10 protein-coding genes are annotated in these 12591 nt (G+C 69.3%); 8 read left to right on the top strand and 2 right to left on the bottom strand.

From position 1 onward, the window contains the following. Positions 1-107: 107 nt before the first annotated feature. Positions 108-626, bottom strand: coding sequence for a hypothetical protein (locus RM572_RS04135; protein WP_311671892.1), 519 nt, complete (start codon positions 624-626; stop codon positions 108-110). A gap of 295 nt (positions 627-921) precedes the next feature. Between RM572_RS04135 and RM572_RS04140 the strand changes: the two genes are divergently transcribed. Both RM572_RS04140 and RM572_RS04145 read left to right on the top strand, forming a co-directional pair. Then, the gene (locus tag RM572_RS04140) at positions 922-1350 is read left to right on the top strand and encodes an SRPBCC family protein (RefSeq protein WP_311671893.1); all 429 of its coding nucleotides are present in this window, start codon (positions 922-924) and stop codon (positions 1348-1350) included. A 194-nt stretch (positions 1351-1544) separates the two neighbouring features. Next, on the top strand, positions 1545-2096 hold the full coding sequence (locus tag RM572_RS04145; protein ID WP_311671894.1) for a Uma2 family endonuclease: 552 nt from the start codon (positions 1545-1547) through the stop codon (positions 2094-2096). A gap of 73 nt (positions 2097-2169) precedes the next feature. On the opposite strand, the gene RM572_RS04150 is transcribed toward RM572_RS04145, so the two are convergent. Further along, positions 2170-2703: a hypothetical protein gene (locus RM572_RS04150; protein WP_311671895.1), complete on the bottom strand. Its 534-nt coding sequence runs from the start codon at positions 2701-2703 to the stop codon at positions 2170-2172. Between the two features lie 215 nt (positions 2704-2918). On the opposite strand from RM572_RS04150, the gene RM572_RS04155 reads away from it, so the two are divergent. From RM572_RS04155 to RM572_RS04180, 6 genes are all read left to right on the top strand, one after another. After that, positions 2919-4859, top strand: coding sequence for an ABC transporter family substrate-binding protein (locus tag RM572_RS04155; protein WP_311671896.1), 1941 nt, complete (start codon positions 2919-2921; stop codon positions 4857-4859). Between the two features lie 261 nt (positions 4860-5120). After that, positions 5121-6989, top strand: a complete 1869-nt coding sequence (gene typA / locus RM572_RS04160) for a translational GTPase TypA (RefSeq protein WP_311671897.1) — start codon at positions 5121-5123, stop codon at positions 6987-6989. 523 nt (positions 6990-7512) lie between these two features. Beyond that, positions 7513-8544 (top strand): ABC transporter permease, encoded by a 1032-nt coding sequence (locus tag RM572_RS04165; protein WP_311671898.1) that lies wholly within the window; start codon positions 7513-7515, stop codon positions 8542-8544. A gap of 98 nt (positions 8545-8642) precedes the next feature. After that, on the top strand, positions 8643-10430 hold the full coding sequence (locus RM572_RS04170; protein ID WP_311671899.1) for an ABC transporter substrate-binding protein: 1788 nt from the start codon (positions 8643-8645) through the stop codon (positions 10428-10430). Between the two features lie 108 nt (positions 10431-10538). Then, a complete protein-coding gene (locus RM572_RS04175; protein ID WP_136182548.1) occupies positions 10539-11516 on the top strand; it encodes an ABC transporter permease in 978 nt (325 codons plus the stop codon). Between the two features lie 11 nt (positions 11517-11527). Beyond that, complete coding sequence (locus RM572_RS04180) at positions 11528-12589, top strand: ABC transporter ATP-binding protein (protein WP_311671901.1); 1062 nt, start codon at positions 11528-11530, stop codon at positions 12587-12589. Positions 12590-12591 lie beyond the last annotated feature (2 nt).

The raw sequence follows: 12591 nt of genomic DNA on the forward strand, positions 1-12591 counted from the left end.
GAGCGTCTACGACCGCCGCCGGCTGACGGGTGGGGCGGGGCCGGAAGAGCGGCGAGGGGGCGCCGGTTCGGGGGACCGGCGCCCCGCTGCTGCCAGGCGGTGCGGTGTCAGCAGCGCTTGGAGCTCGCGGCCTGGCCGGCCAGCGGGTCGCCCGCGGCGCGGAGCGAGCCGACGGCGGCGGTGCACTCCGAGGTGGTGTCGGCCGGGTTGGACCAGTACTCCTTCCCGTTGGTGTTCAGCCAGGTGCGCTTGCCGACGAACTCGTCGCGGCTGTAGCTGTAGACGCCGACCGAGACGTAGTAGTCGCCGTGCGAGGCGCGGAAGCTCTGCCACACCCACAGGTAGCCGTAGTTCTCCCCGCAGGACGGCGAGTAGAACTGCTTGACGGAGCCGATCCGCTGCCCGTCGCGGACGATGTATCCGGCGGTGCCGATCTCGTACGCGTCGGTGCAGACGCCGGCCGCCTGGGCGCGGGCGCTCAGCGGGTTGCCGGCGGCGGAGGGCGCGGTGGACGCGGCCTTGCGCTGCTTGTCCGGCGCGGGTCCGGTACCGGCGACGGCGGAGGCCGCCGGCAGCAGCGCCAGCGCACAGGCGGTGGCGGCGATCGCGGTCTTTCGTGCACGCATCGAGGTGTCCCCCTTGCTTCGGTCTGACGGGTCGGCGGAGCGCGCACGCGGCAGGCGCACGCGTTCCACGCTGCGGACGGGCAACGTGAAGAACATCATCTGTCCGCTTCTTCCGTCTTGTCGGACACACCGGGCCGGTGGAGGGTTGCCCGCGTGTGGGGGGCGCGTTCGCCGCAGGGGGGTGTGCGCCCCCGGCGCTGACGCGCGAGCCGCACCGCCCGGTCATGAAAGCGGCGCGGCGGGGTACGCGGGGTGCCAACTCCCCTTCGTACACATGGGAAAGAGGTGGAGAGACGTGTCGTCCTCCCTCGTGGAGACCGTGGACGTCGACGCTCCGGTGGCGGTGACCTGGGCGCTGTGGAGCGACGTGACGCGCTGGCCGGAGTTCCTCAGCCACGTGCAGAAGGTCGCGCGCATCGACGACCGCACCTTCTCGTGGTGGCTCGCCCTGCCCGGCGCGGACAAGGCGTTCACCGCCGAACTCACCGAGGTGATCCCCCACGAGCGGATCGCCTGGCGCACGACGGGCGGTGTCGAGCACGCCGGCGTGGTCACTTTCCACCACGTCAGCGACACGCGGACGCGGGTGGCGCTCCAGATCGAGTACAACCCGCGCGGCTTCGTGGAGCATCTGGGCGCGCTCACCAACCTCGACTCCGTCCTCGCCCACTACGACCTCGGCGAGTTCCAGCGTGCGGCGGAGAAGGCGGTCGGCAACGCCTGAACGGTTCGCCTGAACGGAGTGCGGAGTCGAGTTGACCAGCAGAAACGTATCCGCTCACGCGTTCGAGTGAACGAGGTCCGTTCTCGTGGTGGTCGGCTCGCTTAGGGTGAGAACGTCGCTCCGTGAACAGGAGGAGGCCCGCCATGGTGCTGACCGTCCCGGAGCGTACGACGTGCGCTGACGAGGATGACCGTATGGACGATCCGATGGCCCGGTCCGTGGAAGAAGCCTTCGACTCCATCAGCACGGCCGCTCCCGAGGGGTGGCGCGTGGAGTTGATCGAGGGGGAGATCCACGTGACCCCACCGGCGAACGGTGAGCATGAGGAGATCGTTTCGGAGCTGACCGGACAGGTGCGCGACCAACGCCGGAAACTGGGGCGCTACACCGGCCTCGGGCTGAACGTCCCCGGGGCTTCGGTGACGGGCAAGGTGATTCCCGACCTGGTCGTGGCGCCCAAGGGGGCGTTCGTCGACCAGGAGGAGTACCACGACCCCGCCCCCGTGCTGCTCGTCGGCGAGGTGACGTCCACGTCCACGGCGGAGAAGGACCGCGCCGGGAAGCTCAGGGGATACGCGGCTGCGGGCGTCCCCCTCTATCTCCTCGTCGACAGGCAGGCCGGCACGGTCAGGGTCTACTCCGAGCCGCTGGACGGCCGGTACACCCACCTCGAGGAGACGGCCTTCGCCAAGACCCTCACCCTGCCGGAACCGCTGGCGATCGAGCTGGACACCTCCGAGTTCTGAACTGCCGTCAGCGGCCGGCGGGGCCCCTGGGCCGCGGACGGCCCGGCGGTCGCTCCGTGCGGTCCACCGACGGTCAGTCGGCGGTCCGGGTGTGCGGGCCGCGGTCGCGGACCCGGCGTACGTGCTCCAGCGAGTCCGCGAGTTCGGAGAACCAGTCGGCGGCGTTGGCGTGGACCTGGCGCACGCACCAGGCGAGCGCCTCGCTGCGGCTCCGGGCCACGCCACCCGCGATCAGCACGTCGAGCACCTGACGCTCGGGCTGGCGCAGGCGTGACATCACCGGCGCCGAGACGTTGGTGAACACCACCTCCAGGTCGCCGCACCGGGCGCCCCAGGAGACCTTGCGCCCGAACCGGCGTTCGGCCTCGCGGGCCACGGCCATCCGGGCCTCCCGGGTGCGTTCCCGGAACTCGTTGAGCCGGCCTTCCGCCGCAGCCTCCCGCTCCTCCGGCGAGACGTCGTCGGCGAGCCTGGGCCCGGTGATCCGCCCGACGACGGTGATCTCCTCGCGGTCCACCGTCACGTCGAGCAGTTCCTCGTACACCTCGTCCGGCAGGCGGCCGGCGAACCAGCCGCGCAGCTTCTCACGCTCTTGCTGGGTAATCATGTAATTCAGATTACACCCGCTTCTCGTCAGGGCGGGCGCCCGCGGACGTGTGCGCCGGGCGGGTGGCGTCGGCACACGGATGGACCTGCCCGGATGCCGCACCGCGTCCGGTCGCTTTCAGTGGGTGCGTACCGAGCCCGTGCACCACACGGTCCACCTGCGACGATCCGCCGGCCCACCCGGGGCGGCGTCCGCGCGCCCCGGAGGTTCCCGCGATGCCAGCCGCACCAGCCATCGACACCGCCGCGCGGCGCTGCGCGGCCGTACTCGCCGCCGGCGGCCTGCTGCTGCCGCTCGCCGCGTGCACCTCGGGCGGAGACGACGCCCCGCAGGGCGACAGCGGAGCCGCCCGGGACGTCCGCGCCGTCTCCCGCGACGACGTCACCGACGGAGGAACGCTGCGCTGGGCCGTCGACGCGATGCCCACCACACTGAACGTCTTCCAGCCCGACGCCACCGGTGCCACCACCCGCATCGCGGAAGCCGTGCTGCCCGCCCTGTTCACGTTGGACAGCCGGGGCCGCCCCCAGCGGAACGGCGACTACCTCGAATCCGCCGAGGTCACCGGGACCGAACCCCGGCAGACGGTCGTCTACACCCTCGCCGAGGACGCACGCTGGAGCGACGGCCGTGCCCTCTCCGCCGCCGACTTCCGTGCCCAGTGGAAGGCGCTCGGCGGTGGCGACAGCGCCTACTGGACGGCCCGCAACGCCGGCTACGACCGGATCGCGAAGGTGGCGGCGGGCGACACCCCCCGCCAGGTCGAGGTCACCTTCAAGAAGCCGTATGCCGACTGGGAGTCGCTGTTCACGCCGCTCTACCCGAAGTCGGTGATGGGCAGCCCCGACGGCTTCAACGAGAAGGCACGCACCCGGCTGCCCGCGTCCGGCGGGCCCTTCGCCGTGAAGCCGTTCGGGAAGAAGGACGACCGGGTCACCCTCGTGCGCAACGACGCCTGGTGGGGCGACGCGGCGAAGCTGGACCGGATCGCGCTCACGGTCGTGCCGCGCGGCGAACGCGGCGCGGCGCTCGCCGCCGGGAAGGTCGACGTCGCCGAGGTCACCCCGAAGCTCGCCGAGCGCATCGACGGCGTCCACACCACCGACGCCAAACCCCGCGGCAAGGAGAGGGCCGACGGCAAGACCGCCGGAAAGCCCCGGAAGGGTTCCCGGAAGAAGACCGGCGACCTCGGGACGTACGACGTGCGCCGCGCCCTCGCCCCCGCCTACACCCAGCTCGCCCTGAACGGCGCCTCCGGCCCGCTCGGCGACGAACGGGTGCGCCGCGCCCTCGCCCGGACCCTGGACCGGGGGGCGCTCGCAGAGAAGGCGCTGGCCGGCCTGGGGCTGCCGGCCCAGGCGCTCGGCAGCCACCTGCGGATGCGCGACCAGGCCGGCTACCAGGACAACAGCGCCGCTCTCGGCGGCCGCGACCTCGAGTCCGCGCAGGCCCTGCTCGCCGACGCGGGCTGGGAGAGCGGAGCCCCCGCCACGGGCGACGACCCGGACGCCCCGGTCGACGCCAAGGAGAAGGGGGACGAGGAAGGGAAGAACCGCGACGGTGACCGGGCCGAGCAGCGCGCCGACGAGACGAAGGCGCTGGACGCCGGCCGTGCCGCCGCCGTCCGCACCAAGGGCGGCAACCCGCTGGCCCTGCGCTTCCTGGTCCCGGACGGCCCCGGCACCGCCCCCACCCGCGCGACGGCCGAGCAGATCTCGGACCAGCTCGCCGAGGTCGGCATCCGCACGCGCATCGAGCGGGTCGAGGACGAGAGCCTGTTCCGCGACCACATCGCGTCCGGCGACTTCGACCTGGCCCTGTACGCGTGGCCGGCCAGCGCGTTCCCCGCGACCGACGCCGGACCGATCTTCGCCAAGCCCGTCCCGGCGGGGAACGGCTCCCTCACCGTGCGCCAGAACTACACCCGGGTCGGGACCGACCGCATCGACCAGCTCTTCGCCGCGGCCGTCGGCGAGCTGGACCGGGAGGAGCGCCAGGATCTGCTGAGCCGCGCCGACTCCCGCATCTGGGCGGCCGCCGGCTCGGTGCCGCTGTACCAGCGCCCCCAGCTCGTCGCGGTCCGCGAGGACCTGGCCAACATCGGCGCGTACGGCTTCCAGACCCCGCGCTACCAGGACATCGGCCGCACGGAGTAAGCCGCCTCGTCCGTACGGCCGCCTCGCCCGCCCGGTCACCCCGGGTGGACGGCGAGGCGGCCGTGCCGTGCGTCCGGACGCCGCGTCGGGTGCTAGCACACGCGCGTCCGCACGTCGAGACCCGGGGGCGGCGGCGAGGCGCCCGGCCCGTACCATGGGGCGGTAAAGAGGCCGCGGCGCACAGCACAGTGATGAGCCCGGCGACCGCGCAGACCGGATCGGTCGCGCCGTCATCCACGACTCCGGGAGAAGCGCCCACGCATGCCCACCCGCCACGATATTCGTAACGTCGCCATCGTCGCCCACGTCGACCACGGCAAGACGACCCTGGTCGACGCCATGCTCAAGCAGGCGGGGGCGTTCGCTGCGCACCAGCTCGAGTCGGTCGACGACCGGGTGATGGACTCGAACGACCTGGAGCGCGAGAAGGGCATCACCATTCTCGCCAAGAACACCGCCGTGAAGTACCACCGCAAGGGCGGCGACCCGGTCGTCATCAACATCATCGACACCCCGGGCCACGCCGACTTCGGCGGCGAGGTGGAGCGCGGCCTGTCCATGGTCGACGCCGTCGTGCTGCTGGTGGACGCCTCCGAGGGCCCGCTCCCGCAGACCCGCTTCGTGCTGCGCAAGGCACTCCAGGCGCGGTTGCCGGTCATCCTGTGCATCAACAAGACCGACCGGTCCGACGCCCGCATCTCCGCGGTCGTCGACGAGACCTACGACCTGTTCCTCGACCTGGACGCCGACGAGGACCAGATCGAGTTCCCGATCGTGTACGCCTGCGCCCGGGACGGCGTGGCCTCGCTGACCCAGCCGGACGACGGCACCGTGCCCGCCGACAGCGACAGCCTGGAGCCGTTCTTCACCACGCTGCTGGAGACGGTGCCCGCCCCCACGTACGAGGAGGACGCGCCGCTCCAGGCGCACGTCACCAACCTCGACGCGGACAACTTCCTCGGCCGCATCGCGCTGCTCCGGGTGAAGAACGGCGAGCTGCGCAAGGGCCAGACGGTGGCCTGGATGAAGCGCGACGGAACGGTCCAGAACGTGCGCATCAGCGAATTGATGATGACGGACGCGCTGACCCGCAAGCCCGCGGAGAAGGCCGGCCCGGGCGACATCTGCGCGGTGGCCGGCATCCCGGAGATCATGATCGGCGAGACCCTCGCCGACGCGGAGAACCCGGTGGCGCTGCCGCTGATCACCGTGGACGAGCCGGCCATCTCCATGACCATCGGCACCAACACCTCGCCGCTCGTCGGCAAGGGCGGCAAGGGCCACAAGGTCACCGCGCGGCTGGTGAAGGACCGCCTGGACCGCGAGCTGATCGGTAACGTCTCGCTCCGCGTGCTGCCCACCGAGCGTCCGGACGCCTGGGAGGTGCAGGGCCGTGGCGAGCTGGCGCTGGCCATCCTGGTGGAGACCATGCGCCGGGAGGGCTTCGAGCTGACCGTCGGCAAGCCCGAGGTGGTCACCCGGGAGATCGACGGCAAGCTCCACGAGCCCGTCGAGCGGATGACGATCGACTCGCCCGAGGAGCACCTCGGGGCCATCACCCAGCTGATGGCCTCCCGCAAGGGCCGCATGGAGACCATGACCAACCACGGGTCCGGCTGGATCCGGATGGAGTTCCTGGTGCCGTCGCGCGGCCTGATCGGCTTCCGTACCGAGTTCCTGACCGAGACCCGCGGCACCGGCATCGCGCACTCCATCTCGGAGGGCCACGAGCCGTGGTTCGGGGATCTGCGCACGCGCAGCAGTGGCTCGCTGGTCGCGGACCGGGCGGGCAAGGCGACCCCGTTCGCGATGATGAACCTCCAGGAGCGCGGCACGATCTTCATCGAGCCCGGCACCGAGGTGTACGAGGGCATGCTCGTCGGCGAGAACTCCCGCGCCGACGACATGGACGTCAACATCACCAAGGAGAAGAAGCTCACCAACATGCGCGCCGCCTCCGCGGACACCACGGAGAACCTGGTGCCGCCGCGGAAGCTCTCCCTGGAGCAGTCGCTGGAGTTCTGCCGTGAGGACGAGTGCATCGAGGTGACGCCGGAGACGGTGCGCATCCGCAAGGTCGTCCTGGACCAGAAGGAGCGCGCCCGCACGGCCTCCCGCGCCAAGCGCTGACGCGGGGCGCCGGGAGGCGCCCCGGCACGCCCGTACGACGGCCCGGGGGCCGGCGAGTCACCTCGCCGGCCCCCGGGCCGTCGAGGTGTGCCTGTGTGCGTCCGTCGTTGCCTCTGTTCGATCGCGCATCGGCCGCCGATCGGGTGGTGAGGTCTACCCGCGTAGCCTGAGCAGGCGAAAGACCGAATCCGTGTCGCGAAACAGGAGAGACTGTGGAGACGCCTGTACGGAGTTCAGTTCTCCACGTTCGTATATCGGCGTGGCGACGGCCACGTTGCGAGATGGTGAACGCGTTTCGCGTAGGTTCGTCCGTTTTTGTCTACTACGATCGCCCTTTGTCAAGCACGCTGGGACGTCAATCTGCGCAATCTTCGCTCAAGATGCACCCCGGGCTCATAAGCCAACCCCAACACCTCTTGACTGAGCACTTATTCACTTGCAAAAGTCCGCTCAACCCCAGGCGCACCCCGGTGCCACTCAGACGGGTTCAGCGAAGTACCACTAACGCGGGGGCTAACACGCGATGACAAGTCCAACCCAGGCGCCCTCCGTCGAGACCGACACCCCCGGTACCGGCGAAGTGAGCCTGAGCAAGGATGCGGCCGGCCAGAGCGGCGAGCAGAGCCTCTCTCCCGGCCAGCTGATGTGGCGGCGCTTCAAGCGCGACCGCACCGGCGTGATCTCCGCATGCGTGGTGATCTCCTTCTTCGTGGTCGCCGCACTGGCTCCGGTGATCTCGATGGTCTACGGCAAGAACCCGTACGACCTGTACGGACAGGACACCCCGGGGCTGCTGGACGCCTTCGGGTACCCGGCCGGTGCGAACGGCGGCATCTCCGGCGACTTCTGGTTCGGCCTGGAGCCGCAGTTGGGCCGCGACGTCTTCACCCAGCTGCTGTACGGCATGCGCACCTCGCTCTTCACGGCGCTCGTCTGCACCATCCCGATGGTCCTGCTGGGCATCCTGATCGGCCTGATCAGCGGCTACTTCGGCGGCAGGGTCGACTACTGGCTCGGCCGGATCACCGACTTCATGATGGCGCTGCCGGGTCAGCTGACCCTGATCGCCACCATGCCGGTGGTGCTCGCACTGTTCGTGCCGCCCACCAAGGAGACGCCGGTCTACGTGCAGTTCTGCGCGATCGTCGTCGTGCTGGCGGTGCTCGGCTGGATGGGCATGGCGCGCCTGGTGCGCAGCTCGGCCCTGACCCTCCGCGAGCGCGAGTTCGTCGAGGCCGCGAAGGTCTCCGGCGCCTCCCCGTGGCGGATCATCCGCAAGGAACTGCTGCCGAACCTGATGACGCCGATCCTGGTGCAGGCCACCTACATGCTGCCCTCGGCGATCCTGACCGTCGCGTTCCTCTCCTACGTGGGTGTGGGCTATGTCGAGCCGACACCCGACTGGGGCCGGATGTTCGCCGCGGCCGCGGACTACTACCAGTACGACCCCGCGTACATGTTCTTCCCCGGTATCGCCATGGTGATCTTCGTCCTGGCGTTCAACCTCCTCGGCGACTCCGTGCGGGACGCCTTCGACCCCAAGTCCGGACGTTGATCGACGTCCTCCGGGGGGCTGTCACCCCCGCATCCGGTTGACCGGCTGCGACCCGGCAGTAGATGGATCCCAACTGACAGGCAGGTGTATTCGGCATCATGCGTTTCATCCGATCGCGCAGAGTGCGCGGAGCCGCAGTCGCCCTGGCGGCAGGCTCACTGATTCTCACCGGATGCAGCGGCGGTTCTCCCGCCAGCGACCCGGAGAAGGACACCGACTTCGGCGACATCGAGGCGCAGTCGCAGCCGGTCACCTATGCGGACGCCGCCGCCTCGCAGGGCCCTGCCGACGAGGTCGAGGGTTCCTCCAAGGGCGGGACCGTCCGTGTCTACCAGCAGACGGACTTCACCCACCTGGACCCCGGCCAGATCTACGTCAGCGACGCCGGCAACCTGGCCGTGCTGATCCACCGTGGTCTCACCGCGACCAAGGAGAACGACGACGGGTCGAAGACCATCGTGGGCGACCTCGCCACCAGTGCCGGTGAGGTGTCCGACGGCGGCAAGACCTGGACGTACACGCTGAAGGACGGCGTCAAGGACCAGGACGGCGACACGATCACGTCCGCGGACGTCCGCCACACCTTCGAGCGCCTGTACGCCGAGGTCATCTTCGACGGCCCGACCTTCATCCAGAAGTGGCTGTCCGGCGACGACTACCGCAAGGCCCTCCCGGACGGTCCGTACAAGGGTGACCACCTGCCGGACAGCGTCATCGAGACGCCGGACGACAAGACGATCATCTTCAAGTTCGACGCGCCGCAGAACGACCTGCCGCAGGCGCTCGCGATGGCCGGCTACGCGATCGTTCCCGAGGACGACGACACGCAGAAGAAGTACGACCAGAACCCGAAGGCGCTGGGTCCGTACAAGATCGGCGACTACAAGCCGGGCAAGTCGATGACGCTCGTCCGCAACGAGCACTGGGACGCGGAGACCGACCCGATCCGCCGCGCCTACCCGGACAAGTGGAAGTTCACGTTCAACCACGATGACGCGGACCAGACCCGCCGCATCCTCGCGGACAAGGGCGAGGCCAAGCGCGCGCTCCAGTTCAGCGGTGCCGTCTCCGCGGCCCAGCTCCGCGACGTGGTCACCAACGCCAAGGACCGCAGCGTCGCCGGCTACCAGCCCTACGTCTGGCAGCTGAACATGAACATGAAGCGCATCAAGGACAAGAAGGTCCGCGACGCCATCACCTACGCGCTGCCCGGTCCGGCCATCTTCGCCCCCGAGGGCGGCGAGTACGCGGGTGCCACCGCCGGCAACCTGTTCGCGCCGACGCTCCCCGGCCACGAGCCGGAGTACGACCCCTACGGTCGCCTGGACAACCCGAAGGGTCAGCCGGACAAGGCCCGGAAGCTCCTGAAGGAGGCCGGCAAGGAGAACATGGAGCTGGTCTACGCCTTCGCCAACACCGACATCCGGCAGAAGCAGTCGGTCGTGATCGCCAAGGCGCTCGAGGAGGCCGGTTTCAACGTCCAGAAGAAGGCGGTCAACTCCCAGACCTGGTACGAGCAGATGGGCAAGGTCGACAACCCCTTCCACGTCTACATGACCGGCTGGGGCCAGGACTGGTCCTCGCCCTCCACGGTCATCCCGCCGGTCTACGACGGTGACGTGATCGCCGACGGCGCGTCGAACTACTCGCACATCGACGACCCGAAGACCAACAAGGAGATCGACCGGATCCTGAAGATCAAGGACCCGGAGAAGGCCAACGAGGAGTGGGTCAAGCTCCACCACCACATCGTGGAGAACGTCAACCCGGCCGTCCCGCTCTACTACACCAAGACGATCCAGATTCACGGCTCGAAGATCGGCGGCGCGAAGTTCAGCACCGTCCGGAGCTACATCAACGTGAACCAGGTGTACGTCAAGCAGTAACAGCACCTCACCACGGGTTCCCGGGGGCCTCAGGCCCCCGGGAACCCGCCCGGGTGTTCAGCCCACGTTTCACCGTCGTAGCCGCCGCGCCGAGAGCAGCGAACCAACATGCTTAAATTCTTTCTCCGCCGATCGGTCGGCGGCCTCGTGATTCTCTTCCTCATCAGTGCGTTCACGTTCTTCATCTTCTTCGCGATCCCGCAGAACCCGGCCCTGCTGGCCTGCGGCAAGAACTGCACGCCGGAGAACGTCGCCCTGATCGAGAAGCAGATGGGGCTCGACCAGCCCATCCCCGTGCAGTTCTGGGAGTTCATGAAGGGCATCGTCGCCGGCCGCAGCTTCGACGTCGGCCACTGCGACGCTCCGTGCTTCGGAGTCTCCTTCAACGACCAGCGCATGGTCTGGGACACGATCATCGACCGCCTCCCGCTGACCGTCTCGCTGACCCTCGGCGGCCTGGTGGTCTTCCTGACCCTCGGCATCGGCGCCGGCATGATCGCCGCCCGCAAGAAGGGCACGCTGATCGACAAGTCCTTCAGCTCCGCGTCGCTGGTGCTCAGCTCGCTGCAGATCTACTTCATCGGCCCGATCGTGGTCGGACTCCTGGTCTACAGCACCGGCCTGCTGCCGGCCCCCGAGTACGTGCCGTTCACGGAGAACCTCGGCGGCTGGTTCATCGGCCTGCTGATCCCGTGGTTCGTGATGTCGCTGATCTTCACCGCGAACTACACACGTATGTCCCGCTCCACGCTCATCGAGCAGTTGCAGGAGGACCACGTCCGGACGGCCCGGGCCAAGGGCATGTCCGGGAAGTACGTGTTCTTCCGCTACGCCTGGCGCGGCTCGCTGACCCCGATCGTCACCATCCTCGGCATCGACCTCGGAGCCCTGCTCGGCGGTGCCATCGTGACGGAGACGACGTTCAGCCTCGCCGGTCTCGGACGCCTCGTGGTGGACTCGGTGAACAACAAGGACCTGCCCATGACCATGGGCGTCATGCTGTTCGCCTCCGCCTTCATCCTGCTGCTCAACATCCTCGTGGACTTCGTGTACGGGTTCATCGACCCGCGCGTGCGCCTCGCCTAGGAGATCGACCCGTGACCACTCTCACCAAAACCGCGGACAGCACGCCCCCGACCGGGGCGGACTCGTTCCTCTCCGTCCGCGACCTGCGCATCCGGTTCAGCACCGAGGGCGGCATCGTCAAGGCCGTGGACGGCCTGTCCTTCGACCTCGAGCGGGGCAAGACCCTGGGCATCGTGGGCGAGTCGGGCTCCGGCAAGTCGGTGACCAACCTGGCGGTGCTGGGCCTGCACAACCCGGTCAGCACCGAGATCACCGGCGAGATCCTGCTCGAAGGGCAGGAGCTGACCGGCGCGCGCGAGAAGGACCTGGAGAAGCTGCGCGGCAACAAGATGGCCATGATCTTCCAGGACCCGCTGACGGCGCTGTCGCCGTACTACACGGTGGGCCGGCAGATCATGGAGCCGTACCGCAAGCACCTGGGCGCGGGGAAGAAGGAGGCCCGCGAGCGGGCCATCGAGATGCTGCACAAGGTCGGCATCCCCAACCCCAAGGTCCGCGTCGACGACTACCCGCACCAGTTCAGCGGCGGCATGCGCCAGCGCGCCATGATCGCGATGGCCCTGGTCTGCAACCCCGACCTGCTGATCGCGGACGAGCCGACCACCGCGCTGGACGTGACCGTCCAGGCGCAGATCCTCGACCTGCTCAACGAGCTCCAGGAGGAGTTCGGCTCGGCGATCGTCTTCATCACCCACGACCTGGGCGTCATCGCCAACGTCGCGGACGACATCATGGTGATGTACGGCGGCCGGGCCGTGGAACGGGGCACCACCGCGGAGGTGCTGCGGGCGCCGCAGCACCCCTACACCTGGGGCCTGCTCAGCTCGATGCCGCGCATCACCTCGAACGTGGACGAGGAGCTCGTCCCGATCGAGGGCACGCCGCCGAGCCTGCTCAACCCGCCGCCCGGCTGCCACTTCAACCCCCGGTGCGACTTCCAGGGCCACGTCACCGGTGCCTCCTGCACCGCGGACCGGCCGCCGCTCCCCGAGGGACGCGGCGCGGCCTGCCACCTGACGCCGGAGCAGAAGCAGACCTTCTTCGTCGAGCAGATCAAGCCGCGGCTGGTCTAGGG

The organism is Streptomyces hazeniae (assembly GCF_031845485.1).
Taxonomy (GTDB): domain Bacteria; phylum Actinomycetota; class Actinomycetes; order Streptomycetales; family Streptomycetaceae; genus Streptomyces; species Streptomyces hazeniae.